This is a genomic window from Aeromonas sp. S41-2, assembly GCF_027705845.1.
Taxonomy (GTDB): Bacteria; Pseudomonadota; Gammaproteobacteria; order Enterobacterales; family Aeromonadaceae; genus Aeromonas; species Aeromonas hydrophila.
The window spans coordinates 70,491-96,707 of the sequence record NZ_JAPDCG010000001.1; the positions used below are offsets into that span (position 1 = coordinate 70,491).

Annotated in this window: 22 protein-coding genes, 1 other RNA gene and 1 pseudogene; 3 read left to right on the plus strand and 21 right to left on the minus strand. The window is 54.4% G+C overall.

Annotated features, from left to right (window positions below; genetic code table 11):
• Window positions 1-41 precede the first annotated feature (41 nt).
• The 17 genes from OKC44_RS00330 to OKC44_RS00410 all read right to left on the minus strand — a co-directional run bounded on the left by OKC44_RS00330 (window position 42) and on the right by OKC44_RS00410 (window position 20,718).
• On the minus strand, window positions 42-1,658 hold the full coding sequence (locus tag OKC44_RS00330; RefSeq protein ID WP_011899274.1) for a TnsD family Tn7-like transposition protein: 1,617 nt from the start codon (window positions 1,656-1,658) through the stop codon (window positions 42-44).
• Between the two features lie 3 nt (window positions 1,659-1,661).
• Entirely contained in the window at window positions 1,662-2,621 is a 960-nt protein-coding gene (locus OKC44_RS00335) for a TniQ family protein (protein WP_042657575.1), read from the minus strand.
• Window positions 2,618-4,057, minus strand: coding sequence for an AAA family ATPase (locus OKC44_RS00340; protein ID WP_011899277.1), 1,440 nt, complete (start codon window positions 4,055-4,057; stop codon window positions 2,618-2,620). The genes OKC44_RS00335 and OKC44_RS00340 overlap by 4 nt, the downstream gene beginning before the upstream one ends.
• A gap of 2 nt (window positions 4,058-4,059) precedes the next feature.
• A complete protein-coding gene (locus tag OKC44_RS00345) occupies window positions 4,060-6,243 on the minus strand; it encodes a hypothetical protein (protein ID WP_011899278.1) in 2,184 nt (727 codons plus the stop codon).
• Window positions 6,233-7,105, minus strand: a complete 873-nt coding sequence (locus OKC44_RS00350; protein ID WP_011899279.1) for a TnsA endonuclease N-terminal domain-containing protein — start codon at window positions 7,103-7,105, stop codon at window positions 6,233-6,235. Before OKC44_RS00350 ends, OKC44_RS00345 begins: the two co-directional genes overlap by 11 nt.
• Window positions 7,106-7,547: 442 nt before the next feature.
• On the minus strand, window positions 7,548-7,859 hold the full coding sequence (locus tag OKC44_RS00355; RefSeq protein WP_011899280.1) for a M48 metallopeptidase family protein: 312 nt from the start codon (window positions 7,857-7,859) through the stop codon (window positions 7,548-7,550).
• 76 nt (window positions 7,860-7,935) lie between these two features.
• On the minus strand, window positions 7,936-8,208 hold the full coding sequence (locus OKC44_RS00360) for a DUF5334 family protein (protein WP_042657574.1): 273 nt from the start codon (window positions 8,206-8,208) through the stop codon (window positions 7,936-7,938).
• A gap of 41 nt (window positions 8,209-8,249) precedes the next feature.
• Window positions 8,250-8,816, minus strand: a complete 567-nt coding sequence (gene hxsA, locus OKC44_RS00365; RefSeq protein ID WP_158513278.1) for a His-Xaa-Ser repeat protein HxsA — start codon at window positions 8,814-8,816, stop codon at window positions 8,250-8,252.
• Window positions 8,817-8,824: 8 nt separating this feature from the next.
• Complete coding sequence (gene hxsC, locus OKC44_RS00370) at window positions 8,825-10,030, minus strand: His-Xaa-Ser system radical SAM maturase HxsC (protein ID WP_011899283.1); 1,206 nt, start codon at window positions 10,028-10,030, stop codon at window positions 8,825-8,827.
• 3 nt (window positions 10,031-10,033) lie between these two features.
• On the minus strand, window positions 10,034-11,488 hold the full coding sequence (gene hxsB / locus OKC44_RS00375; protein ID WP_011899284.1) for a His-Xaa-Ser system radical SAM maturase HxsB: 1,455 nt from the start codon (window positions 11,486-11,488) through the stop codon (window positions 10,034-10,036).
• A complete protein-coding gene (hxsD, locus tag OKC44_RS00380) occupies window positions 11,478-11,768 on the minus strand; it encodes a His-Xaa-Ser system protein HxsD (protein ID WP_157868080.1) in 291 nt (96 codons plus the stop codon). Before hxsD ends, hxsB begins: the two co-directional genes overlap by 11 nt.
• Before the next feature lie 538 nt (window positions 11,769-12,306).
• A complete protein-coding gene (gene gcvP, locus OKC44_RS00385) occupies window positions 12,307-15,183 on the minus strand; it encodes an aminomethyl-transferring glycine dehydrogenase (protein ID WP_270810400.1) in 2,877 nt (958 codons plus the stop codon).
• 252 nt (window positions 15,184-15,435) lie between these two features.
• Complete coding sequence (gene gcvH, locus OKC44_RS00390) at window positions 15,436-15,825, minus strand: glycine cleavage system protein GcvH (RefSeq protein ID WP_010634317.1); 390 nt, start codon at window positions 15,823-15,825, stop codon at window positions 15,436-15,438.
• Between the two features lie 106 nt (window positions 15,826-15,931).
• Window positions 15,932-17,029 (minus strand): glycine cleavage system aminomethyltransferase GcvT, encoded by a 1,098-nt coding sequence (gcvT, locus tag OKC44_RS00395; protein WP_270810403.1) that lies wholly within the window; start codon window positions 17,027-17,029, stop codon window positions 15,932-15,934.
• Between the two features lie 408 nt (window positions 17,030-17,437).
• Entirely contained in the window at window positions 17,438-18,658 is a 1,221-nt protein-coding gene (locus OKC44_RS00400) for an FAD-dependent 2-octaprenylphenol hydroxylase (protein ID WP_270810405.1), read from the minus strand.
• Window positions 18,659-18,747: 89 nt separating this feature from the next.
• On the minus strand, window positions 18,748-19,965 hold the full coding sequence (gene ubiH / locus OKC44_RS00405; protein ID WP_270810406.1) for a 2-octaprenyl-6-methoxyphenyl hydroxylase: 1,218 nt from the start codon (window positions 19,963-19,965) through the stop codon (window positions 18,748-18,750).
• A gap of 183 nt (window positions 19,966-20,148) precedes the next feature.
• On the minus strand, window positions 20,149-20,718 hold the full coding sequence (locus tag OKC44_RS00410) for a UPF0149 family protein (protein ID WP_011705605.1): 570 nt from the start codon (window positions 20,716-20,718) through the stop codon (window positions 20,149-20,151).
• A gap of 173 nt (window positions 20,719-20,891) precedes the next feature.
• On the opposite strand from OKC44_RS00410, the gene zapA reads away from it, so the two are divergent.
• Both zapA and ssrS read left to right on the plus strand, forming a co-directional pair.
• A complete protein-coding gene (gene zapA, locus OKC44_RS00415) occupies window positions 20,892-21,224 on the plus strand; it encodes a cell division protein ZapA (protein WP_016350376.1) in 333 nt (110 codons plus the stop codon).
• A 16-nt stretch (window positions 21,225-21,240) separates the two neighbouring features.
• Window positions 21,241-21,423: non-coding RNA, 6S RNA (ssrS, locus tag OKC44_RS00420), on the plus strand.
• Between the two features lie 165 nt (window positions 21,424-21,588).
• On the opposite strand, the gene emrD is transcribed toward ssrS, so the two are convergent.
• Both emrD and OKC44_RS00430 read right to left on the minus strand, forming a co-directional pair.
• Window positions 21,589-22,788 carry a multidrug efflux MFS transporter EmrD gene (gene emrD / locus OKC44_RS00425; protein ID WP_016350375.1) on the minus strand — a complete coding sequence of 400 codons (1,200 nt, stop codon included), beginning with the start codon at window positions 22,786-22,788 and terminating at the stop codon, window positions 21,589-21,591.
• A 250-nt stretch (window positions 22,789-23,038) separates the two neighbouring features.
• Window positions 23,039-23,701, minus strand: a complete 663-nt coding sequence (locus OKC44_RS00430; RefSeq protein WP_270811289.1) for a glutathione S-transferase family protein — start codon at window positions 23,699-23,701, stop codon at window positions 23,039-23,041.
• 296 nt (window positions 23,702-23,997) lie between these two features.
• Here OKC44_RS00430 and OKC44_RS00435 point away from each other — a divergent pair.
• Window positions 23,998-25,147 (plus strand): annotated as a pseudogene (locus OKC44_RS00435) (IS3 family transposase).
• Between the two features lie 98 nt (window positions 25,148-25,245).
• On the opposite strand, the gene OKC44_RS00440 reads toward OKC44_RS00435, so the two are convergent.
• The gene (locus OKC44_RS00440; RefSeq protein ID WP_270810408.1) at window positions 25,246-25,665 is read right to left on the minus strand and encodes a hypothetical protein; all 420 of its coding nucleotides are present in this window, start codon (window positions 25,663-25,665) and stop codon (window positions 25,246-25,248) included.
• An 11-nt stretch (window positions 25,666-25,676) separates the two neighbouring features.
• A complete protein-coding gene (locus OKC44_RS00445) occupies window positions 25,677-26,084 on the minus strand; it encodes a hypothetical protein (protein ID WP_270810409.1) in 408 nt (135 codons plus the stop codon).
• Window positions 26,085-26,217: the final 133 nt, after the last annotated feature.

The window sequence follows — 26,217 nt, forward strand, 5'->3', positions numbered from 1 at the left end:
GTGTTGACCCCTGACAGCCGTGCCTATATCGACGGCAACCATCAGGGTTTGGCATGCTGGGCTGCGTAAGCAGCGACAAGTCGCACAGCCAGCGCATAGCTGAGCGGTAATCTAGCTTTGTATTTCCTGAGCCAATCCGGTTTGCCAAGCGCACGCTCCAGGGCTGACAATGATCTTGCCTGTGCGGCCAGCTGCCCAAGTCGTGCAGCCAGTTCCAGATCCCGTTGTGCCCAATCCACGCTGGGATGGTGAACAGCCCGTTTGGGAGCGGGCAACTGCTGATACAGCCAGACGCGATCATGCTGATAGAGCCAGCTGAATGCCGTTCGGCACGCCTGCTCGATGACACCGCGACTGGCATGGACATGCTGTGCCAGATATGTCGTCAATGTATCGCGGTGCTCACGCAGCTTGCGCACTCTGCCCAAATGCCGCCGCCAATCAGACAACCCCTGATGGCTCTGAATGATGGCTTCGACCGCACCGACTGAGACGCCATGGCAATGGGCGATCTGCTGTCGGCTTACCCCCATGAACGCCTGCCGCCATATCCCCTGCGCCACTGCCGCAGTGATGCGCTGGATTCGGTGTTCGACGGGGTGGTTGTGTCGCAACGCGAGTTGCTTGATATAACCGACACTGTAACCGGTGTGGCGGGCGATCTGGCGCATGGAGAGCGGCTCTGCCAACCACCTTAGCACTGCTCGCTCGGCGGCTTGCGCGTCACGCGCTGGCGGCACAGGCAACACCTGCTGCGCCTCGATGGAGAAGAACTCCGCTGGGCTGCGACTCACAAACGCCATCAGCATCACATGTTTCAGGTAGTGGTGACTGCGGTCACCGTGCACCAGCCCCGAGACGTATCGATAGTTGGCCAGTCCCGGCGGCACTATCGGCGTTATATCGGCAAACAACCCCTGCCAGAACTCCGTCATGGCCTGCAACAGGGCCTGGCTGCGCAGATGGCCTCGGGCCGTCAGATAGCCCTGTTGCCCGAGCCATCGCTGGTACAGCTCCGCTAGCGACTCCGTTGGTGACTGGACGCACAGATGCCGATGCAGAGCGGTGATATATGCAGAGAGATAGATTTCATGTGCGGATGGTCGTGATGGTTCACAGGGTATCGCGGGATCCGGCAGGAACAATCGGCGGTCGATGCCGCCTGCACCGGCCACCAGGGTATGCAGACGCAGCTGGTGCGTTTCACAGGCGGTGACCCCGTACAGTTGGTGCGCCGTATGCCAGTAGCCGCAACCCACGACCTGTTCATCCCCCCGCAGGCAGGCGGGACACCATTTAAGGCAGACACCGCCAAAATGTAGTTTGCTGGCGGCCTGCCCTGACAGGGCGATGATCCCCCTCCCCTCACCCAGCATGGCGGCCGCTAGGGCGTGGACTTGGGATTGCTCGTCCAGCGCGAAGGCATAGAGCGGGAAGCCCGTGCCATAGTGCAGCAGGTATTGCGGATCCACTCCAGCAGCCTGGGCAGTAACCTCAATATGGCCTGGCAATACCGGATGCAACCGAATGGCAGGACGATGGAACAATCGTTCACAGAAGCGGTTTCGGTCACTGTAGGCAGAATGTACGAAACACTGGCTAACCCAGCTGTAGGCTGATTCGCCAGGAATATAGGTTGGGCTCACTGAGGTCAACACCGCTCACCCCTCAGATCCCAGGAGCCCTACCAGATCGATACCTGCATGCTGCAATAGCAGAAGGTGGGCCAGAGGATGCAACGGATCTCGGGCTGACTGCTCATGATAGCCCCGTGCATTACGCAGTTGGGGGGGTAACTGCCAGCCCTGACCGATCCGTCCAGAGTTGATGAAATACGCAGCCAATGTCTGGGGATCGCTCTGCGCATCCATCTGCTTGAACCACATATTGATCGCTTTAATACTCTTGACCGTGCGCATCGCCTCGCCCGATATCCCCATCGAATCACTCACCAACTGGGTCAGCGAGCGTAGGGTAAGTGCGCTGGCGGAATGGGCCAATACCAGCGACGCTAACTCGATCTCGCGCATCGGCTCGGTAAAATGACCATCATATCCCCCCACCCAGTGGCCGCACTGTGAGCAGAGGTTATCGTAGGGAGGGATGGGTTGTTCCGACAACAGCGTGGCGGTAAAACCACAGCCTGCGCAGCACCCGGACAAGCCGAGTTGATGTCGATGACAATGAAACACCCCTGGCAACTGATGATCCCGGTGGTAATACGGCATGCCATGGATCTCGTGATCTTCTGCGATACAGCCTGCGCACCAGCGCCAGTGTCGGTGCTGTATATTATGTTGGCCGGTCACCCTCAGCCGGAGCGGCGTATGACCCGCCAACGCTGCCACCACGCTCCCTTGCTCGTGCGGAGTCAGGAAGGGGGCTAAATAATTGCCGACAGAGTGATCCTGCCACGCACGTTGAACGTCTCGTGCCCGAAACTGGGTATCGAGGGTAGGATCGTCGGGGTGACATAAACGGTGAGGGCGGATTTGTGGGCTGCTCAGCCCCAACGCCCGGGCCGTTGCTGTAAACGTTCCGTGCGTGCTCAACACATGCATCCGGCCTACCACCGCCCCCAGATGTTCGCCCGGTAGCAACTCCAATCGATGCAGGATCATTTCGGCTTACCTGTATCCAGGTGATACCCAAGCTGGCCTAACAATAATTCCGGCGATAACTGTTCCAATGTTTTCTGTTGTTTTACATCTATTTTCTGCGACTTATTGCTGAGCTTAACATCACCTTGCAGCAGATGAGTTCCAGACTGTGGTTGCACCTGCTGAGCGACCTCATGACCACTCGCCACCGATTCCAGTATGAGCATCGGTGAGAGATCCTCAAATTGGTAATAGGCACCATTACGCAATGCGGTCAGCGCAGGATTGAGTATTCTAAAATCGCGATTAAAGCAGCGATCCAATGCAGCTATCGAGAGATCTTGATCTTGAGGTTTCAAATGGGTCAGATACGAAAGCGTGACCCGCACTAGGCTAGTCGCAATAGCTGGAATACCTGCGCTTAAATAATGAATGTGCTGGCGCAACACGTCTTCCGAGGTTGTCTGGTTTTTCAGCAATCTAGTCTGGCAGATCAGGCGAATAAAGCGGTGCCAAAATGAGCTTTCGAGGTCACAACTCACCAATTGCATAGAACCATTTTTGGTCGCTCGGCGAGTGAGCGTCATCTCGCTTTCAAATAATTTCATCGTGGCCAGCGTCCCGACAAACATCAGTGGTATACCAACTCGATTGAATAATTCCTCCAGAAATTTCATGGTGGTTTTTTCGTTGTTGCTGATCACCTCACTCTTGGCCGACTTGGCCAGATTCTGTGCTTCGTCGAGGATCAACAAACCAACCCCATGGCTGATAAACGCCTTTTGCACCACCGAAATCAATTCATTGACAGATCTACCTCGATGCGCATGACTGTAATCCTCGCCAGTGACTGCATCCAGCGATTCCAACAAGTTCAGTAGTAATGCCTTTTGGCCACGGCGATCATGTACCTCGATATACAGATAGGTCACCTGTATTCTGTTAATAACAAACTCGTTGCCATGGTGATCCGTATAATCACCATGCTCTATCGTCTGTGGGATCTGCCTGCAAATCTGCTTTACCATCGTGGACTTTCCACGTCCACTCAGTCCCAGCAGTAACAGGCTGTATTGAACCGACAACTCCAGTTCCAATACATGTGCAGCCTTCCACGGTTCAGCCTTATCACGATCAATCGCAGCTAATATCCGACGTACATCAGCCCCAACTGGGTTGCGTCGAACATACCCGGCCTCGATCATCCGTCGCATCTGGTCGTATAAACGGTACGCCTCATCTGGAGATGTATAAACCGCCGCCAGTTGGTCAATGGCAGTACGGATAAAATATGAATGTAGCGATTCATCTACCCCGCTAAGATCTAATTCATAGTGAAAAGGAATCTCACAGTTCGCATAAAACTGTGCCGAAGAGAGTGGCATACCTAACCCCTCAATATAGGGATTACCACGATAACTCACATTGGGGTGTGCAAAATATTTCGGTTCCGCCATGGTTACTTTTCCTGAACTGTGAATATTGTTGGATCAGTGAGATCTTGCTGGCCTATCGCCGATAATGGTCGAGGATTTGTATCTAGCTGAGCGACAGGAACCAATTCGGCAACAATGGACTGCCCCTCCCGATGTCGTTGCATGGCAGCATCTATCATTTTGCGATCTTTCATGCCGCCTTGAATGCTTTTGGCATTGCTTTTTATATGCCGCCTGATACTGGCCTGTATTTGTTTATCCTGTTTATCGAACTTTTGTACAAGTGCGACTCGCTCACTGAACTCGCGCTCCTTCATATTTGCGAGACGTTCCTTAGTGATTTCCTGCTGTCGCATGACATTCTCCCAATTATGATTTTTATAGGCCTCACTCCGGTCATTAATATCCAACTGGATAACATCGCCCAATACCGCATCTTTAAGCCATATATAATTGGTGGTGACATCTGAGTAGCGAATTTTAATCTTAAACCTACCAAGATTCCTGGCTTTATCCAGATAGTTCCTACGAACAATTTCATTGCAACTATAGTACAAGCCTCTAAAATAAATGCCCTGTGACATAACCGTTGCCTCAGCCTCGGGCAATAATGCAAAACGCAGCTTATCTGCGGACACTCTGGAACCTATGACAGCTTGCTTTAGCCCCCAATTCCAGACATCACGAGGAGTAAAACCAACACCATCTCGTGACATTTCAAAGTTTTGAGAATTAATACTAGCGCGATTATTATTCAAAAAGAGAATAGTATTTATCAAGCGGTTCATAAAGTCGCTGTAACTATACAATGGTTTACGAGACGGATGTTGGTCCTCTTTTTTCGGCACTTTCATCACTTTTCCTGCATGAGGTGGTATTGCCATTTCTTGCAGTAAATGGAAGCTTTTTTCGACCGTGCCTTTCATATCGCCACGGTGGAGTGCATTTAAATTTGCGGCCTTGATGCCGATTTGGCCTTGCAATATTGCAGTAATATTGTTATCCGAATTTTCAGATCCCCGATCCATCGTTAACTCACGACATACTTCTTGGCAGGGCCATTCAGACTCCTTTATATCAACGCCATACTCCCGACAGAAATCAATTTTATTACTCATGGCATTAAAAAGAGCCTGACTGGCACCATGCCAGCAGGGATTGCCAAATCCCACATGAATTCCAACAATCATGGTACTATACGTATCAACAACCAAATATATTGTAGGTCGTCCAATACTCACTAATTCATCTTGTGAATATTCATCACGAATATAAATGTCGGCAATGGTACTATCTATTTCATACCGATAAGTTGGTCCGCGCAGCCCTTTTTTAGCCACACCAGGTTTAGCCGCATGATCTCGCGCATAATTAATGCTACCAACTCGCTTTTTGATAAATGTTAGTTTATCGATACATTTCATTAATTGTCGTTTGAATGAACGGGGAGAAATCAAGTGATCTTTTGGAAGTAATACTTTCACTGATTCTGATACTTCACCATCTCCAACACTTTTTGGACTCAATTCGACAGATGCATAGGTCATACAATAGTCTAAATATAATTTAGAGAGAACGACTTCCTCTCCAGAGCGAATCGACTTTGAGAATAAATCAATGTTTTTAATGTCCTGCTGGGTAATACCTCGATAAGGATTGCCGTAATTAGTTTCACGTCCTCTTTTTGAGGCCAGACAGATTTTCCCATCGTCCAACTTAATAGTTTTAGTTGGTAGTTGATGATTCAAACCACACTCGTAATATCGTGGCAATAGTGAATTTTTCATCCCTCCACATTTGAAATAGCGATTCAAACAACTGCTTACATATTTTTTACTACGACCTGACTGAATTATGAGTTGTTTCAATATGCCGTTTGATTCACCATATAGATAACGATGTTTAAGATCTGGATCTACTATCAGTGGTTTGATAGTAGCAAGACATTGATCTCTTTTATCAATCCATCTAGGATCAAAAGCTGAATCTGGTTGATAGAATATCTCTGGAAAATCATGATCTGCAATAGAAACCCTAGCAGAATTTATATCAGACTCGACATGTTCCAAAGAAATAAAAAATGGGCGCTTAGGTGAGTCAGTCAACAAATCTGATACAGCTATTAACCTGTTATCCAGACAGATATCAACAATAAGCAACTCGGATTTATTTTTTGTGTTAGATACAATTTTTTGGTTAATTCTCATGAGACCCTCGCAATGCGGGAAGAGGGTGGTATAACTCAATACGCTGTGTCAAATCCATATCAATACGACCGGTATATACTGCATGTTGGAATAAGCAAACAGCATGCCTCTCATCAATGTTCATCTCTTGAGCGACCAGCAAGGCTAACATCCTAAGTGTGGATAAGGGTGCCATAATCATGTGATTTTTAAATTTTAAAACTACATGATCATAAAGATCTGCTGAAACTTGGAGAAGATTTTTTGAATCAAAACACTCCCGCAAGAACTCTACATTGTAGATAAATGTAGCATCAAAATCTTTCTCAGTTACCATCACAAAATCGATATTTTCAGCACGCCAATATTCAAGGGCAATTTTCTCTTTTGCTCGTGTTCGATTAACGACTCGAGGATTGGTGATGGCAGGATCCAGAGCATCGGAATATTTATAGCTGTACGCTGTCAATCGCGCGTTGCCACTATCGGATTGCCTCAACACTAAAAAATCCTGAGTCATGGTTTTGGCTGGAATACGACCACCATGATTGCCCCTCTCTTTGTAATTACCTGGATGGACAATGTTCAGAGAGGCAGCAATTTCTAGAGTTTTATGCAGGGGCAGCGGGTACTGCTCCAGAATATCGATAACCGTTGGGTCATGTTCGAAGTAAAAAAATGGGCGTCGCTCACCACGGCTGAGCAGATGATGCTCACGTTTGGTCTTGTGACTATACACAATCTGACCCTGCCCATGGGTATGGGACTGTCGCACTGTGACCCAGGGCCGATACCCCCAAGCCTGGATGTCTCGGTTGTATCGCTCCGTTTTGGCGATTTCCGCATCTGTGATAATTGGCTGCTTAACCATCTTTTGTTTCATGACCGCTCCTATCTGACTTGCATACAACCTAGTCAGCAGGCAGGGGATCGTCAACAACAAGAATGAACGTAAGATGTTGTTTTATCTTATTTATTTTTATAAATATTAACTGATGATGCTGCTGTGGTGAAAACTCCACACGTATTGAATTTTTATATTTCCCCTTTAAAAACAAAAACTTACCTATATGCGCATAAATACACACAACAGTGCATATTTATTTTTATAAATAATAAGTACAAGTTTTTTATTCCAATTTAGATATAAGAGGACAACTGATATAGAGCATGATTCTGAGGCTATCGATTGTTCTGCACAGAAAAAATGGCCTTTTCGGCCATGAGAGGGATCCTTTGAGGATCAGTAGAAGGCATCAGTACCAAAGAAACAGCCCGGCAAGGGTAACCTGCCGGGCTGTGGGAGTGACTGACGATCAGATAACTCACGCCAACAATCGAGCCGCCATCCCATCCAATCGCTCTTTTGTCTTTTCCCAGCCTGGCATCACTTGGCTCATCAGCCGAAACGACTCGCTGTGGTTGTGCTCGGCAATGTAGCAGAGCTCGTGCAGGATGACGTAATCGATACACTCGCGAGACGCTTTGACGAGGTGTGGGTTAAGCGTGATCCGGCCATGGGGGGAACAGCGCCCCCACAGGGGGATGATGCGAATAAGCCACCAAACACAATGCCATGCCTTTATAACAAGTTGAATTTTAAGGACTAAAAATTTCAATTTTATTGTAGAGGACACTTATTCGCACCCTCCTTAGCTGGTCAGGGCACGGTGCTCAACCGATTAGAGGTATTACCCAAGTGAAACTGCGAAGTCATTCCATTTCAAATGTCCGATATTCACCTGATTCATGATCATATACTTCTACCTCTGCACCACTACCACTAGACTCTACGCTCTCAACATCCGCTGAACGATACTCTCCATAATCATGGTCATAATATTCAATTTCCTCCCCAGCTCTTACTAAATTACCGCTTTCAATCTCAATGTCACTCCCAGAATCATTGTCAACACCTTCCCATGCATAAATATTAGAAGACATTATTGCAGCAAAGAAAGCTAGAGTGATTGTTATTTTTTTCATCTGTAATCCTTTTTAAATTAAGTTAAGAATGCCCGGATGACTCACTGAATTTGAATACCCAAACTTGTGAGTAAGGAGGTCGTCAGTGTTCCCGTACTACTTAACCTGTTATCACTCTGATAGCGTTTTATCTGGGCGCGGGTTTTCGGGCCAATCTTGCCATCGATAATACCTACATCATAGCCTTTGGTGAACAGTGCTAATTGCACCCGCATGACCAGATCCATCATGGCGCTATCATTGGCTGTCAGCCGTCTGGCTGGTGAAGTGACTTCGAGAGGGGCCTGCAAGCTTTGGTTAAGGCTGTTTACACTGCTGCCATATGCTCGCGAAGGCACAGCGACAGGGGCCGAATAGGTCGAGGTGCCGTAGCCTGAGTAGTGAGAACGATGACTGGAGTGCGAGCGATGTGAACTGTGCGAGCGATGTGAACGGTGGCCTGCATAGAGGTTGTTCACATCCATGTTCAACGAGGCTTCCATGTTGGGCAAGTTGTCTAAGTTCAACTGATTGAAGGCGTCATCGGAGAGATGCGCTTCGCTAGCCGTGACCCCATGCCCACTTAGCACACCCAGACCCAGTACACCCCAACGCTGCAACGTGGACATTAGTTTTTTCATAACAAATTTATTACTCCAATATAAGAGTCATCATCAACACTACATAATGATTTAGTTAAAACACCCGACTTGTGATCAAGGTTCGACGCAAAGAAGCCACAGCAGACTGCCTTCGAAGCACAATCGTCACAACCTTGCGGGAATCCATTTTTCCAGTCGGAAATACTTTGCGCGGCAAAATCGCGCAAACTCAGCGGCAAGTGACAATGCGGAATATTGTAAAGGCAGTACTGCACATTATTCATTTTCAGGGTATTCATGGCAGAGCTTAACGCGGGCAAATGCTCAGCAATGGGAGAGTACACCGTAGCGTAATTTTGCTTGGCAAAGCCCGTAAATTCGATCCCCATAAGGGCAACAAAAGAGACAAACGATAAATTTCTGACAATAAACTCACACAGCGCTTCGATATTTCTGAGTACATCTTTCGTCAAGACGATCCGCAGTTCGATGGACTGTTCAATCGTTTTTAGGTGATAGAGGCCGTTGATGGTCTGATTGAATGCCCCGCGAGACTGCACATGGTAATCGTGATCGCGGGCCATTGCCCCATACAATGGGACACCCCATAGCACCCGCTCATGCCCAATCTGCTGAATCTCATCGATCAGCTCCCTATTACTCAGGTTTTTTCCATTGGTCAAAATATGAAGCTGGGTTTGCGGCAATTTCTGGTGGCAATGGGTCAGAATTTTCAAAAAATCCGCCCCTAACGTCGTCGGTTCACCGCCGCTGATCCCCAAAGTGCGCGGCTCATCGTCCAACAAATCAATGATGTCCAGTGCATCATTCACCCGCCACGCGTCATCCACATTTTTCGGCGGCTGCGAGCACATGATGCAGAAGTTATCGCACCGCTCTGTCAAGAACAGTGAGTTGGAGTCACTGCGCTGCTTGTAGGCGATATACACGGCATCCGTTAACGTCACAATGATGTCGCCATCGTCAAGGCGCTCACCTTCCTCGGTGACGTGAATGATTTGACCGTCAAAAAGCGGGGTTGCATGGTCATAAATGACAATAGCCCCCCACTTGATGGAAAGCAGGGCTTCGCCTCTATATTGCCCGTCGGGGTAGATCAGGCATAACTCGTCCGGTGATCTTCCTGTGGCGATGTAGCTATCAACTGTCGTTACCCGCAACGGGCGGCGAGTTGTAGAGGGATAATGAATGACCGCTCTTAATTTCAGTTTGAAGCTCATCGCTCACTTACCCCTTGTGACCCATGAAGTGAATACATCCTTGTTCTCTTCAAGGAGGCTGAACAAGTGGCGATACAACGGTTTCTGCTTATTGCAGAAGTCATTCTTAGCCCTGTGTCCACCCAAGTCGCCAGTACGGGAATAGTTCTGGATGGGGTTGGCACCACAGTAGGGTAAATAGGCGCAATAGGCGCAAGCCGGAAGGGATTCGGCCACCCCGCTCATCAATATCTCACCCATCACATCCGACGAAATCAGCTCCACATAGGGCGCCTCTACTGAGCCCAAACAGAATTTGTTATCGCCCATGTCATAGAGCATTCGGGCTTCATCGGACGGGTATACATAGCTGTTGTAGTGATAGACCAGCACCCCGGTGCCATCGCCACAGGGCGAGCGCAGATCCACATAGCCCACCGCACGTCCGGTCAGCATGTTGTTCAGTGCCAAGGACGCCGTGACTTCATCTAGGTAGTAGCCTGCTTTATTGATATCGATGATGTATTGCAGGCTCTTTTGATAAAACGCGAAATACTCGGCAGAGGTATAGCTGACCTTGCTTTCCCTTTTGACGGCAAAGCCATACATGTTGAGCGGCCGCAAGAATATCGAATGGAAGCCATGCTTCACATACTCATCTACGATCTCCTGGTGAAAAGGTAGACTGTCTTTGGTGATGGTGGTCATGGCGGCGATGGCCTCATCGCCAATGGCCTCTCTCACCTTTCGAATACCCGCAAGGGTACTTTGATAGCTATTACCACATGAGGATGGCCGATTTTTGTTGTGTAGCGCTTCTGGGCCATCCAGCGACGTTGAGATCTGAATACTGTGGAGCTTGATAAAATCCAGCATCTCATCGGTAATGTATTGCAGGCTAGTGGCAATGACAAACACGAGGCTCTTGCCATGCACACTGTTTTTTTCGTGAGCGTAGTCCACGATAAATTTAATTAAATCGAAGGCGAGCAAAGGCTCACCTCCCTGAAACTCAATGGTGATGCGCTGGTTGGGTGATTCGAACACCCGATCTACCGCATTTCTGGCCGTCTCTTGTGACATGTCGTGCTGTGACGATGTCACTGATTTGCGGCTCGCCTGACAATACTCGCAAGAATTTCCACAACGCAATGTGATCACAAAGATATGCAGTCCCGGCCCGCCACTGAGGAAAGATTTGCGCTGCCTGTATTTGGCTGATAAACAGCGCAGTGCATACGAATCCTCAGAACCTGCCAAGAAACTCTTTCGTTTTAACTCTTGATATAACTCAGTGTCAGTTGGCAGTTCGCCAGCCACCAATTCTTGCAATTCTCGATCCTGAATAAATGAAAATTCACCAACTGCATTGACGATGAGTACTTCATCTTGACTCAAGCGTTCAAAGTTAAAAGGAAACAGTGTATAGTCTTTATCTTTGTCAGCAAAATAGGCTTTATTCTTAAATTTATTTCGCATCAACCGGTTCGCTCCATGCTTCACGCAGCGCAGCACACACCAACGCCTCTTTCACTACCTTCGTTTTTTCCTCAATCACTACCCGCAACTCGTGGTCAATCAGCGCATTTTTAAATTCAGCCTCAAAGTCGCTGGCTATCGGAGTGGTATCCAATGCCGCAACAGTAATGAAATACATTCCACTTTTCATTTGAATTTCGAAATTAAAATTACCTGCAAACCCGTAACAAGTTCGCAATATGGCATCTTTACTGAAAAAAGGGTCGATAATTACGATCATGATTACACTCAGGAAATACATATGAGGAAAACAAAGAACTCTTCAACTATACCAAAAATGAGGTATCGAAGTGAATTTTCAAGTTAGGATTTTTTAGATTATCTAAGCTATGCTTGCGTTAGCTCAATGTTTAGGTGCAATGCCCACGACGGAACATCGCATACTTAGTGTTGTGAATGGCTGATGTTGTTACCATTATGTGTTGGTGAGTTGCTTTACCCCTTCATGTGCCTATCGTTGGCCCTCCTTCGGTACCCAGATTATCCTTTGGCACCATGCCGGTGCTTAGCCCGATAGGGAAATTTGAGTAATAACGCAAACTTTTGTATAAAGTATACCGCGCCCTTGATATATGAATGCTACTGATCTACTAACGACGGTCTAATAAATTCTTAATTTGTAATTTAATTACGTTTTATCAAACCAAGCATAAAAAAGGCCCTGCTATTGCAGGGCCTTTTAGTTTCCAACTTAAATGGTCGGTTTCCAACTTCAATGTCACGGTATCCAACTTAAATGGTCGTGATCAACTCTGCCCTTACTTGGCGTAATCCTCGGTCGGGATGCAGGAGCAGAACAGGTTGCGATCGCCGTAGACGTCGTCGATGCGGTTGACCGACGGCCACAGCTTGGCGGCGCGCACGGCCTCCGACGGGAACACCGCCTCGGCGCGGCTGTAGCCACGGGACCACTCAGCGTCCATCACGTCATCCTGGGTGTGCGGCGCATGCACCAGCGGGTTGTCGGTCAGGCTCCACTGCCCATCCTGCACCTTGGCAATCTCGGCGCGAATGGCGGTCATCGCCTCAACGAAGCGGTCCAGCTCGCGCTTGGATTCCGACTCGGTCGGCTCGACCATCAGGGTACCCGCTACCGGGAAGCTCATGGTCGGCGCGTGGAAGCCGTAGTCCATCAGCCGCTTGGCCACGTCCATCTCGCTGATGCCGGACGCCTCTTTGAGCGGGCGGATATCCAGGATGCACTCGTGGGCCACCCGACCGTTGCGGCCGGAATAGAGCACCGGGAAGGATTCACCCAGCTTCTTGGCCAGGTAGTTGGCGTTGAGGATGGCCACCTGAGTGGATTTCTTCAGCCCCTCGTCCCCCAGCATGGCGATGTACATCCAGCTGATGGGCAGGATGCTGGCCGAGCCAAACGGTGCCGCCGACACGGCGCCGTTGTTGCGGCTCTCCTTGTCGGTCTTGACCACGGCGTGACCGGCCACGAACGGCGCCAGGTGTTTCTTCACGCCGATGGGGCCCATGCCCGGGCCGCCACCGCCGTGAGGAATGGCGAAGGTCTTGTGCAGGTTGAGGTGGGACACGTCCGCCCCGATAAAGCCCGGCGCCGTGAGGCCCACCTGGGCGTTCATGTTGGCGCCGTCCAGATAGACCTGACCACCGTGCTGGTGAACAATGTCGCACACCTCCTTGATGGTCTCCTCGTACACCCCGTGGGTGGAGGGGTAGGTCACCATCAGACAGGAGAGCTGATCCCCCACCTCGGCGGCCTTGGCGCGCAGATCGTCCAGATCCACGTTGCCCGATTTGTCACAGGCGGTGACGATGACCCGCAGGCCCGCCATCTGGGCGGAAGCCGGGTTGGTACCGTGAGCGGACGCAGGAATGAGGCAGATGTCGCGATGCCCCTCGCCGCGGGACTCGTGGTATTTCTTGATGGCGAGCAGGCCAGCGTATTCGCCCTGGGCACCGGAGTTGGGCTGCATGCAGACCGCATCGTAACCGGTCACCTTCACCAGCCAGTTTTCAAGGTCGGCCAGCAGCAGCTGATAACCCTTGGCCTGGGCCAGCGGGGCGAACGGGTGCAGCTTGCCAAACTCGGGCCAGGTCACCGGGATCATCTCGGCGGTGGCATTGAGCTTCATGGTGCAGGAGCCCAGGGAGATCATGGCGTAGTTGAGGGCCAGATCCTTGGCTTCGAGACGGTGGATGTAGCGCAGCATCTCGGTCTCGGAGTGGTACTTGTTGAACACCTCGTGGGTCAGCACGGCGTCGGTGCGCAGCAGATCCTGCGGGATGGCGTGATGGGCCTGCGCCGCCTGGTCGAGAGCCTCGATGTCCAGGCCGTGACCTGCGCCCAGGAACAGTTCAAACAGCTCGGCCACATCGCCACGGGTGGTGGTTTCAGACAGAGACACGCCCACCGCGCCGTCCAGATCCGCACGCAGGTTGATGCCGAGCCCCTCGGCCTTGGCGATCAGCTCTGATTTGCCCGTGGTCAGCACGGTCAGGGTATCGAACCAGCTGGCATGCTTGAGGGCCACACCCTTGGCCTTGAGGCCGAGCGCCAGAATGGTGGTCAGACGGTGCACGCGGGAGGCGATGGTTTTCAGTCCCACCGGGCCGTGGTAGACGGCGTAGAAGCTCGCCATATTGGCCAGCAGCACCTGAGCGGTACAGATGTTGGAGTTGGCCTTCTCGCGGCGGATGTGCTGCTCGCGGGTCTGCATCGCCATGCGCAGGGCGGCCTTGCCGCGGGCATCCTTGGAGACACCGATGATGCGGCCCGGCATGGAGCGCTTGTAGGCATCGCGAGTGGCGAAGAAGGCGGCGTGCGGGCCACCGTAGCCCATGGGTACGCCGAAGCGCTGGGCCGAGCCCAGCACCACGTCGGCACCCAGCTCGCCCGGGGATTTGAGCAGCAGCAGGGAGAGCAGGTCGGCGCTGACACAGGCCAGCCCTTTCTGGGCTTGTACGGCAGCAATCAGGGCCCGCAAGTCTTTCACTTCACCCGTGGTGGTGGGGTACTGGAACAGGGCGCCGAACACCTCTTCGGCGCAGGCCTGTGCGGCCGGGCCGACGGCCACGTCAAAACCGAAGTGGACCGCCCGCTCCTTGACCACGTCGATCACCTGCGGGTGCACGTCGTCGGCCACGAAGAAGAGGTTGGCTTTGGACTTGGCCATCCGCTTGGCCAGCGCCATCGCCTCGGCGGCGGCGGTCGCTTCATCCAGCAGGGAGGCACTGGCCAGATCCATGCCGGTCAAGTCCAGGGTCAGCTGCTGGAAGTTGAGCAGGGCTTCGAGACGGCCCTGCGCCAGCTCGGGCTGGTACGGGGTGTAGGCGGTATACCAGCCCGGGTTTTCCAGCACGTTGCGCAAGATGACGTGGGGTACATGGGTATCGTGATAGCCCATGCCGATGTAGCTCTTGGCGACCTTGTTCTGGGCGGCATAGCTCTTGAGCTTGGCCAGCGCTTCCACCTCGGTCATGGAGGCGCCGATGCCGAGCGGGCCCGGCCGGCGAATGGCGGCGGGGACGGTCTGCTCAATCAGATCATCCAGGCTCTCAGCGCCCACCACGGCCAGCAGGGCGCGCAGATCTTCCTCACCCGGCCCGATGTGACGGCGGATGAAATCGGTTTTTTGCTCGAGTTCAAACAGTGACTGGGTCATTTCCCTATTCCTGATAAAAAGTCCTGATAACTAAGTGCCTGACAGCCAGCCTCGGCCGGCTTCACTCATGTTCGGCTGGCAGGGTGGCCCCTGCCGGCACCGGATGTCGCTCATAGCGACAGGGGGTCGTCTTGCGGCTGACCGGTTTGCCGCGGGCAAACCGGTGCGGACGACTTCACCCTCGCCGGTCGGCCTCCTGGCCGACGGGCACCTATACAAGCGGGCCCTGCGCATTGGCAGGGCCCGGGGGCATTACTCTTCGTCCACCACGTTCTGGTAGCCTTCGGCATCCAGCAGGTTGGCGAGCTCGCCCGCGTCGTCCAGCTTGATGCGGAACAGCCAGCCGGCACCGTAGGGATCGGAGTTGACCAGCTCGGGGCTGCCTTCCAGCTCTTCGTTGACGGCCAGGATCTCGCCGCTCACCGGGCTGTAGATGTCAGAGGCGGCCTTGACCGACTCGGCCACGGCGCAGTCATCACCGGCACCGACCTGTTTGCCCACTTCCGGCAGATCGACGAACACCATGTCACCCAGCAGCTCCTGGGCGTGCTCGGTGATGCCGACCACGGCCTCGCCGTTGGCTTCGACACGGATCCACTCGTGGGAGGTGGCATATTTCAGTTCGCTCGGGATATGGCTCATTTGTGCTTCCTTTATTCACTTGGATCACTTGTCCCGGCGCGTTCGACAGGCGTTGCCGGGGCAAGGGGGTCTGGCGAAGGGCAGCCCCTTCGCCGCAATAGGGTCGTTACACCAGCTTCTGGCCGTTGCGCACGAAAGCCGGCTTGGTCACTTTGACAGTGACCAGCTTCTTGCGGATCTCCACCGAGGCCTGTTCGCCGATATCACGGGGCACCCGCGCCAGGGCAATACTGTACCCCAGGGTGGGCGAGAAAGAGCCGGAGGTGATCACACCTTCCCGCTCTTCTCCAGCGGCGGTGGTGAAGGTGACCGGCATGCCGCTACGCAGCACGCCCTTCTCTTCCATCACCAGACCCACCAGCTTGGGCTGGCTGGCGGCGGCTTTCTGGGCTTCCAGCGCGGCGCGGCCGATGAACTGGCGATCGCTCGGTTCCCAGGCGATGGTCCAGGCCATGTTGGCGGCAAGGGGAGAGACGGTTTCGTCCATGTCCTGGCCGTAGAGGTTCATGCCGGCCTCGAGGCGCAGGGTGTCACGGGCACCCAGGCCGCAGGGGGCCACGCCGTTGTCCAGCAGCGCCTGCCACAGATCGCACGCCTGCGCTTGCGGCACCACGATCTCGTAGCCGTCTTCACCGGTGTAGCCGGTGGTGGCGATGAAGAGCTCGCCGGCCTGTACGCCGAAGAAGGGCTTCATGCCTTCCACTGCGGCATTTTGCTCGGCGCTGAACACCTTGGCCGCCTTGGCCTTGGCGTTGGGGCCCTGCACCGCGATCATGGCGAGCTCGGGGCGCTCGGTCACGGTCACCCCGAAATCCTGGGCGTGGTGGCGGATCCAGGCCAGATCCTTCTCGCGGGTGGCGGAGTTGACCACCAGGCGGTAGAAGGTCTCGCCAAGGTAATAGGTGATGAGGTCATCGATGACACCGCCTTCCGGGGTCAGCATGCCGCTGTAGAGGGCCTTACCCGGGACTGTGAGCTTGGCCACGTCGTTGGCCAGCAGGTGTTGCAGGAAGGCTTTGACCCGCTCGCCGGTCAAATCGACGATGGTCATATGGGAGACGTCGAACATGCCGGCATCGGTGCGCACCTGATGGTGCTCTTCCAGCTGTGAGCCGTAGTTGATGGGCATTTCCCAACCGTGGAAGTCCACCATCTTGGCGCCGGCTTCCAGGTGCTTGGGATGCAGTACTGTAGTCTGGATCATCGCTGTGTTTCCTTAAGCGTTCGCGACAACACTCACGCATCGCTCGCCCGGCAGCCACCATCCAGCTATCTACTTGGGTGGCAGCAAGCGACGTGCCTGAGTCTGTGCTCGTTCCGGCCCCGCAGGGCAAGAGTGATTCCTTGAACGCAGCGGATTATAAGCCAAGCGGACGCGCATGCCGCTCAAAAAAAACTAATCCACCGCCAGTAAACAGACCCCAGACACTAAGGTAAAAACAGTGATAAAAACAGACCAAACCCGGTAATGGCGATATTAAATTTCGATTTTTACCGTTTCGTCACAATTTGGAGAAAAACGTTTCGCCGACCGCCCAGATTAAAGGCTGATGCCCAAACAGGGTCATCAGCCTCATCACATTAGTTTTGTTGTGAAAACAGCCGGGTATTATTAGATTTTTTCACCCTTGGCCAGGGCAGGCAGCTCGCCTTCCAGCCCCATGGCGGCCCGGATCACGCTTTGCTTGAGCGGCGTCAGCAGATCGAAGGCGCACAGCCCGGCCCCACGCACCAGCTTCTTGAGCGGATTGGCACCGGCGAACAGCCGCTTGAGCCCCTCCATCGCCGCCAGCATGCTGGCCGCCTCGCTCTTGCGCCAGCGCTCATAGCCGCGCAGGTTGGCGAGCCGGCCGATGTCCTTGCCCGCCGCCTGATTGCGCAGGATCTGCTCGGCCAGGGCGGCGGCATCCAGCAGCCCCAGGTTGACCCCCTGCCCCGCCAGCGGGTGGATGGTGTGAGCGGCATCCCCCACCAGCACCAGCCGCTCGCGGGCAAAGTCGCGGGCATAGCGGGCGGTGAGCGGGATGGCGCTGCGCACGCCTTCCACCTTGCACAGACCCAGCCGGCCGTCGAACGCGGTGGTGAGCTGGCGGTTGAACTGCTCTTCATCGCACTGACAGAGCGCCTCGGCCCGGGTCGCTGGCACCGACCAGACGATGGAGCAGAGATCCGGTTGCCACAGGGGCAGGAAGGCGAGCGGCCCCTCGGGGGTGAAGATCTGACGCGCCACCGCCTCGTGGGGCTCGGCACAGCGCACCGTCGCCACCAGCGCGTGGTGGCCGTAATCCCAGCTGGTGAGCGGGATGTCAGCCTGCCGGCGCACCCAGGAGTGAGCGCCATCGGCCGCCACCACCAGCTTGGCCGACAGCGCGCGGCCATCTTCCAGCAGCAGCAGGGAGCCCGCCTCGCCGCTTTGCAGGCTGCTCGCCCGGGCCGGGCTCAGCAGCTGGATGTTGTCGCCATCGAGGATCGCCTCCAGCAGCGCCAGCTGGATGACCCGGTTCTCGACGATGTGGCCGAGCTCGGGCTGGCGCAGGCTGGCGGCATCAAAGGCGATCCGGCCAAAGCTGTCCTGCTCCCACACCTCCATCTGCCCATAGGGCTGCAGGCGGCGCGCCTCGATCCCGCGCCAGGCGCCCACCTGCTGCAGGATGCGCTGACTGGCCAGACTCAAGGCACTGACCCGGTTGTCCGGCGCCTCGTCAAGCGCGGGCTCCGGCAGCTGGCCCTCGATCACTGCGACCTTGAGCGCACTTCCCTTGAGCGCGGCGGCGAGCCCCAGGCCCACCATGCCGCCCCCCACAATCACCACATCCACGTTTTGCATCTGCATCGTTCTATATCCTTTCAGGGCTGATCGCCGGGATCAGCGAGGGCACACCCCAAAGCGCACCCGTTCAATACCCATGACATCACCTCGCCTCAGAGGCGGCACACATCGGCGACAAAGCCCAGGGTGCGGGAGGCCAGCGGCGCCTTGAGGCAGCTCAGCCGCCCCATCAGGGAGAGCGCCAGGTTGCGGCCTGCCACCAGCGGGTCATGATCATTGGAGAAGAGCTGGGCCAGCGAAGAGGTGAGCCAGACCGTCTGGGCCTGATCCCCCTTGCGCTGCTGCCAGTAGCCGCTGAGCACCTCAAAGCTGCCGATATCCTCCCCCGCCGTCAGCGCCCGGCCCACCGCCCGGGTTAGCAGGTCCAGATCGCGCATGCCGAGGTTGAAGCCCTGACCGGCGATGGGATGCAGCAGATGGGCGGCATTGCCCACCAGCACGGTGCGCTGGGCCAGCGGGTAGTCGGCCACCGTCAGCACCAGCGGATAAACGTGGCGCTGGCCGGTTTGCAAGAAGCGGCCGAGGCGCCAGCCAAAGGCCTGCTGCAGGCGGGCCAGAAACGCGGCGTCATCGAGCGCCATCAAGGCCGGCGCCTCATCCCTCGCCACGCTCCAGACCAGGGAAGATAGCCCGTCCTGCATCGGCAGCAGGGCCAGCGGCCCTCCTTGGGTGAAACGCTCGAAAGCCCGTCCGGCCGGATCTTCGGCCGTCTTGACGGTGGCGATGATGGCGCTCTGACCATAGTCGTGACGGCTCACCGCCAGCTTGCACTGCTGGCGCACGAAGGAGTTGCCGCCATCGGCCGCCACCAGCAGGCGGGTCTGATAACGCTCGCCGCTGGCCAGGGTCAGGTTCACCCCTTCCGTCAATGGCTCAACGCGCTCGAGCTGGGCCGGACACAGCATGCGGATCTGCGGGCAGGCGGCAATCGCCTGCTGCAACGCAATGCCCGCCGCCGACAGCTCGATCACCTGACCAAGGGCTGCCAGGCCATACTCCGCCGCCGTCAAGCCGGCCTGGCCGAAGTGGCCCCGATCCGACACATGAATCTGGGTGATGGGGCTGCAATGGGGAGCAAAACGGGACCAGAGCCCGTGCCGGGCCAGCGCTTCGCAGGTGCCGGCGGAGAGCGCGATGGCGCGGGCATCGAAGCCGGGATGCGCATTGAGCTCGGGGGCGCTCGCCTCCAGCAGCAGGATCTGCAGGGGCTTGGGCCCTGGCAGGGCCGCGAGGGAGAGCGCCAGCACGGCGCCGCTCATTCCACCACCGACGATGGCCACATCGACGTGGTTCAGATCAGATTGAGACATGAGATGAGGGGAAAGACTGAAAACGTGGGGTCATGCTAACACAAAGCATGGGGTCGGGATGCGAAGCCACGGGCAAAAAAGCGCAGTCTCTGTCATCACTTGCCTCATCACGGCGGTCTGGTGCGGGCAACATCCAGATGTAAAAAGAGCGCCACCAGGCGCTCTTTATCAAGTTCGGCCGACTCAGTGCAGGGTCGGCGGCGTGCTCGGGGCATCCGGCCGCTTGCCAAACTCCTCGAAGCTCATCATCACCCCGAGGCGCACGTGCTCGTAGAGCACCAGGAAGGAGGCTTCGTTCTCTTCATCTTCCTGATCGAACTCGGCGGAGACCTGGGTGATGCTGGCGATATCCTGGATCATCTCCTGCAGCTCTTCGGAAGCCTTGGAGAGCTCCTGCTGCACCACGCCGAAACCGGCCAGGAAGGCCTGGGACCAATCCACCAGCGAGTCGATACGCTCGTCAAGCGGCGCTTCGTCGCTTGGCAGCAGCAGCTCGACCCCTTTCTGGGCCATCAGGCTCTCGATCACCTGGTGATAGAGATCGGTCATCACCTGGCGCACCGGGGCCGGCAGACCGAAACCGTCGTTGACCAGATCATTGAAATGGGGGAGCCAGCTCTTGTCGTCCAGTGCCACACCACCGCACACCAGACCGCAGATCACGCCATGGGCCTCTACAGCCGTCGCCATCAGCTCATGCTGCTCCATCAGGTCGGCCACGGCCGCGTATTTCAGGGGGTTCGTTTTGCTCATCGAAGATCCGCTCAAAGTTCAGGCAAATATGCAGAATTAATGGTCAGGATCCTAGCATTCTCCCCCTTCCAGAGCCAGCAAGGCCTTGAAACTTCTGCATCTGCGCTATATAGTCCCGCCCAGTTGTCCACGTGGATAAAGGCGGAAATCAGCTCCGCCGTATTGAGGAAGGCATGAGCACAGAGGCCGTAGAAATCGTCATTTTGGGACGTCCCTACAAGGTATCCTGTCCCCTGGGACAGCAGGATGCCCTGCGCCAGGCCGCCGACCAGCTGACTGATAAACTCATCGAGCTGCGTCAACGCTCCAAGGTCTCCAGCAACGAACAGCTGGCGGTGATGGCAGCGCTCAATTTTTGCCATGAGCTCTGCCTTGAAAAAGAGAAAAATCACCAATACTCTGAGACCATGGACAAGCGGATCAAGATGCTGCAACGCACCATCGAAGCGGCCTTGATCGAGCACGGACAATATGGCGAATCCAGCGACGAAGGCCTGCAGCCCTAATCGTCCACCGTTTTAAAATTCCCTGGGGTGTTTGTCAGCCGGTTCAAGTCCCCGAGCCGATATTCATACCAAACAGGGGATCTGCCTTCTGGCTATTGCGCATGCTCGGCACGACCGAGAAGCCTGCGGTCAGATCCGATCCCCGCCTTGAACCGACGGTTCAAGGGCCCAAACCGGCAACGGCATCTCCGGGGTACCAACAGCAAAAAGCCCGTCACCAACGTGACGGGCTTTTTCTTTATCTCCTGCACCATCCCTCTCCCCTGCCTCTGCCCCCCTTCGACACTGCCCGCGGCACCAGTCACACCAGAAGCGGCCCATAAAAAACCCGCCGGCTTGGGCGGGTCTTTTCTATGCACTCGGCTCAGACAGCCATCTGTTGATGGGGTGAGCCATGGTGGCGCAGCCAGAGGAAGCTCAGCGCCACGATCAGCACCATCAGTGTCATGATGGCTCCCAGGGTCACCTGCCCTTCCATCGGGAAGCAGGCTGCCAGCAGCGTCACGATACCGGCCCCCAGGTTCTGCATACCGCCGAGGATGGCACCGGCGGTGCCCGCCTGACCCGGGAAGGGTTCGATGGCGCAGGAGGTAGCGGTCGGATAGAGGATGCCGCTGCCGATGAAGTAGACGGCGGCGCCACCGACCAAGGAGGCCGCACTCACAACCCCGAACAGACCCGGCAGCAGGATGATCAGCGACCCCAGCGCCAGGAAGACGATGCCAAGGCGCATCAGCTTACCCTGACTCAGGCGAAAACTGAGCTTGGCAGAGAGCCAGGCACCAAACAGATAACCGGGCAGCGGCAGCACGAACAGCACGCTGACGGTGCGGGCACTCAACTTGAGCACATCGCCGAGCAGCACGCCAGCCGCCGCCTCGAACACCGCCAGACCGGCAAAAGTCGCCATCAGGCAGAGCAGGTTGCCCTGAAAGCGCGGATTGCCGAGCACATGGCGATAGGCGGCACCGACTCGCAGCGGCTGTTGGCGTGCGGTCGCCGGCAGCGTTTCAGCAAACCAGGCCAGCAGCGCCAGAGTCGTCACCGCACCGAAGCCAAACAGGAACCAGTACCCGGCACGCCAGTTGAACAGCTCGGTCAACCAGCCACCCAGCACCGGCGCCAGCAGCGGGGAGAAGATCACCCCCATGCTCACCAGGCTGTTGGCCCGGTTGAGCTCGGCGCCGCTGTAGCGATCCCGCATCACGGTCCGGCTCATGGCCCCGCCCGCCCCGGTGCCCAGCCCCTGAATGAAGCTGCCCACCAGCAGTGCCATGAAGCTTGGGATCAACTGAATGGTCAGGGTGCCCACCAGAAACACCATCATGCCGATAAGCAGGATGGGGCGACGGCCGATACGATCCGACAGCGGGCCGTAAACAAACTGGGAGAGCCCGTACGGGATCAGGTAACAGGCCATCACCGCCTGCAACTGGCCGGAGGCCACGTTGAAGTCCCCCGCCATCATGGGAATGGAGGGCACATACAGGGTCTGGGTCATCTGGCCCACAGCGACCATCAGAATGGTCAGAAAAAACAGCGGATAAAAACTGTGCCGATACATATCTCAGTCCCGAAAATCATCAAAAAGCTGCCGCACCCCTGGCAGAAACCTGCAGAGGGGATCCAAAAACACAGAGTCAATCAAAGGTGAAAATACAAGGCGGAGAACCCGCACCGGCCGGGAGCAGGACACTCCCTAGGCTTGCGGTGATCTTAGTGATTCAGATCACGAAAAACGAACGAATCTTTATAATCAGCTTTCCCTAGTTTTTCTAATGTGACGGGGTTTTTAGCCCCGTCAGCAATAAAAATCAACGCGTTACCATCTGCTGGGCCTGTTTGACCAGATCCTCCGGCTTCTCGTTGCGCGGCGGTATGGTGATCCCCTTCTGACAGGCTGGCTTCTCTGCCATCCGGTCCATCCAGGCTTGCAGGTGTGGCAACCCCTCGATGGAGATGCCACTCCAGTCATAAATGCGCACCCAGGGCCAGGTGGCGATGTCGGCGATGCTGTATTCATCGGCCAGATATTCGTGATGGGCCAGGTGGCTGTCGAGCACCTCGAACAGACGGCGTCCCTCCTTCTGGTAGCGCTCGATGGCGGCCGGGATCTTCTCCGGGAAGTAGCGATAGAAGACGTTGGCCTGCCCCATCATGGGCCCGACCCCGCCCATCTGGAACATCAGCCACTGGATGGCCTGGGAGCGGCGTTTGGGATCTGCCGGCAGCAGCTTGCCCGCCTTCTCCGCCAGATAAAGCAGGATGGCACCGGACTCGAACACGGCGAAGTCACCATTATCCCGATCGACGATGGCCGGAATACGGCCGTTGGGGTTGATGGCCAGAAACTCGGGCTTCTTCTGATCCAGCGCCGACAGCTCGAGCGGGATCACCCGATAGGGCAAACCCAGCTCTTCCAGGGCAATCGCCACCTTGAAGCCGTTGGGCGTAGCGGCGGTATAAAAGTCGATCATCATGAACTCCTTGTGATTCACACATTGGTGCAGAGACGGCCACAGCCTCGCTCATGCGAGATGACAACGGACACAGAGCGGATGCCGCACCGGCATTTGCTCCGGCGCCTGCATGGCAAAGCGGCACAATACTGGTCAGTTGTAACTGAATCGCCCCTGCTTCTCTAGACACTTTTGAGCCGTTCGAAATATTGCTTTTCACACTCTACTGGCGATAGCCCATTGTTGAAACTGAATCGCCCCCCAGTTTCCTAGACACCTCACAGCCTTAAAATGAGGCAACTATTGGAGGTGTTATGACCCGTCCGCGTTATCCAGAAACATTCAAAATCGAAGCGGTTAAACAAATCACCGAGCGCGGGCGGCCGGTGGCTGATGTTGCACGAGCCCTTGGGGTATCCAGCCACAGTCTGTATGCCTGGCTCAAGCAGTACGGTAAGCCTGCTGACCAGCAGCTCGAAGAGTCTGCCTTGCAAGCCGAGATCCGCCGCCTGAAAGCCGAACTGCGCCAGGTCACCGAGGAGCGCAACATTTTAAAGGAGGCCGCAGCGTACTTTGCCAGCGAGTCAAGGAAAGGTACGCGTTCATAACCTCCCGACTCGACCGGTACCGTGTCGTTACCCTGTGCCAGACCCTGGGGGTTCACCGAAGTGGCTTCTACGCGTGGCTGAAACAGCCTACATCGCCACGCCAGCAGGAGGACGAACGACTGAGCGGATTGGTCAAGCAATCCTGGCTGGAAAGTGGTGCTGTCTACGGTTATCGCAAGAGCCATCGCGACCTTCGTGACGGGGGGAAGCCTGCGGCAAGCACCGTGTGGCCAGATTAATGAAGCGGGAGGGGCTGGGTTCGCAAACGGGCTATCAACGCCGCAAGGGGCATTATGGAGGCAAGAGCCCGCAGGCTGCCCCAAACACGCTGGCACGTCAGTTTAAGGTGCCAGCCCCCAACATCTCTTGGATAACTGACATTACCTACATCCGCACTCAAGAAGGGTGGCTGTACCTGGCGGTGGTGCTCAACCTGTTCTCGCGCCAGATCGTCGGCTGGGCGATGAAGTCACGCATGACGGCAGACTTGGCGGTTGATGCGTTATTGATGGCCGTCTGGCGACGCAAGCCCAAGCAGCCGGTACTGGTGCATTCGGATCAGGGCAGCCAGTTTACCGGTGGTGAATGGCAGGATTTTCTGAAGACCCACAACCTGAGTTGCAGCATGAGCCGACGTGGCAATTGTCACGACAACGCGGTCGCCGAGAGCTTCTTTCAGTTGCTCAAACGGGAGCGGATCAAGCTTCGGATTTACGCGACAAGAGACGAAGCCCGCAGCGATGTGTTTGATTATATCGAGATGTTTTACAACCCAATCAGGCGCCATGGTTCCAATGATGGGCTGTCGCCGGTAGAGTTTGAAAGGCAGTTTATTTTTCAGCAACAGAGTGTCTAGAAAACCATGGGCGATTCACTAGGCAACAAAAAGAACTAAAAAAATGGATAGCGTTGATGATATCCCTTTTTTCGTTTGTCAGATAAGTATCTACGAAATCATTTATCTTTGACTTCCTTTAGAAACTTACATGTTTCATCTGATAGTGCAAAAACTTGATATGAATTCCATCGAGAGATTCGTTTCAAGTCTTGGCACTCAACATAACCATCAACCTTGGAATTTAACTGAATCTTAGTAACTACAGTTAGAATTGTAGCTGCTACCAGAATAAAAGCAATAAATCCGCGATTGAAGAACTTATCAGGTTTTCCGATCTTACATACTGACATTACTACATGGATTATTAGAGCAAGGCCAAACAGAGGGGCACAAAATGATGCCCAGATGTTTACAATCCCGCTAACTCGGAATGAATCTAAATCACTTGCTAATGCAACAGATAGAGTATCTGATACCTGACCGACACCAAACCAAATGAAAGAAAAAGAAATAATTAATCTTATGATATGGATCATTCAACCAACCTTTATTTTTCTTCCAACTCTACACATTTCGAATTATTAACAGCATATGTTTGACTTGAATAACGGGTGCTAAGTTTACTTAGTCGCTCACACTTCACATAATCATTTGCTCTATGAAAGACTGCCTCTCTCAAAGCAATTGATATTACCGGTGAAATTATCATACAACTTATGATTATACCTTTACGCAAAAATGATATTGCTGATTTTTTCTTTACTATCTCAGTAACGCAATAACCGACAATAACTAAACTTGATAGAAATCCAGCAAAAACAGCCCAGTAATTTAGAATTCCATCTATAACATAGACCTCTCGTTGCTCGCCCAAAGCTTGCTCTAGCATATTCCAGCCAAAGAACACACAGACAGAAGCCATGATACCGAAGAAAAGTATCCTTATATAATTCACTCTAAAACCTCTTTGATTTTTCCATTCAGGGTCTTTGTATATCCATACTGGTCATCAAGATAGTCTAAAAGCTGGCCTGTTAGGAATGAAGAGAATGCAAATACAAAGCCAGTAGCTATAACACCTGCCGTAG

Bases quoted from the DNA above. Each gene is read 5' to 3' on its own strand.
- OKC44_RS00335 (WP_042657575.1), bottom strand. From the start codon at position 2,621: ATGATCCTGCATCGATTGGAGTTGCTACCGGGCGAACATCTGGGGGCG.
- OKC44_RS00340 (WP_011899277.1), bottom strand. From the start codon at position 4,057: ATGGCGGAACCGAAATATTTTGCACACCCCAATGTGAGTTATCGTGGT.
- OKC44_RS00345 (WP_011899278.1), bottom strand. From the start codon at position 6,243: ATGAGAATTAACCAAAAAATTGTATCTAACACAAAAAATAAATCCGAG.
- OKC44_RS00350 (WP_011899279.1), bottom strand. From the start codon at position 7,105: ATGAAACAAAAGATGGTTAAGCAGCCAATTATCACAGATGCGGAAATC.
- OKC44_RS00360 (WP_042657574.1), bottom strand. From the start codon at position 8,208: ATGAAAAAAATAACAATCACTCTAGCTTTCTTTGCTGCAATAATGTCT.
- hxsA (WP_158513278.1), bottom strand. From the start codon at position 8,816: ATGTCCACGTTGCAGCGTTGGGGTGTACTGGGTCTGGGTGTGCTAAGT.
- hxsC (WP_011899283.1), bottom strand. From the start codon at position 10,030: ATGAGCTTCAAACTGAAATTAAGAGCGGTCATTCATTATCCCTCTACA.
- hxsB (WP_011899284.1), bottom strand. From the start codon at position 11,488: ATGCGAAATAAATTTAAGAATAAAGCCTATTTTGCTGACAAAGATAAA.
- hxsD (WP_157868080.1), bottom strand. From the start codon at position 11,768: ATGATCGTAATTATCGACCCTTTTTTCAGTAAAGATGCCATATTGCGA.
- gcvP (WP_270810400.1), bottom strand. From the start codon at position 15,183: ATGACCCAGTCACTGTTTGAACTCGAGCAAAAAACCGATTTCATCCGC.
- gcvH (WP_010634317.1), bottom strand. From the start codon at position 15,825: ATGAGCCATATCCCGAGCGAACTGAAATATGCCACCTCCCACGAGTGG.
- gcvT (WP_270810403.1), bottom strand. From the start codon at position 17,029: ATGATCCAGACTACAGTACTGCATCCCAAGCACCTGGAAGCCGGCGCC.
- OKC44_RS00400 (WP_270810405.1), bottom strand. From the start codon at position 18,658: ATGCAGATGCAAAACGTGGATGTGGTGATTGTGGGGGGCGGCATGGTG.
- ubiH (WP_270810406.1), bottom strand. From the start codon at position 19,965: ATGTCTCAATCTGATCTGAACCACGTCGATGTGGCCATCGTCGGTGGT.
- OKC44_RS00410 (WP_011705605.1), bottom strand. From the start codon at position 20,718: ATGAGCAAAACGAACCCCCTGAAATACGCGGCCGTGGCCGACCTGATG.
- zapA (WP_016350376.1), top strand. From the start codon at position 20,892: ATGAGCACAGAGGCCGTAGAAATCGTCATTTTGGGACGTCCCTACAAG.
- emrD (WP_016350375.1), bottom strand. From the start codon at position 22,788: ATGTATCGGCACAGTTTTTATCCGCTGTTTTTTCTGACCATTCTGATG.
- OKC44_RS00430 (WP_270811289.1), bottom strand. From the start codon at position 23,701: ATGATCGACTTTTATACCGCCGCTACGCCCAACGGCTTCAAGGTGGCG.
- OKC44_RS00440 (WP_270810408.1), bottom strand. From the start codon at position 25,665: ATGATCCATATCATAAGATTAATTATTTCTTTTTCTTTCATTTGGTTT.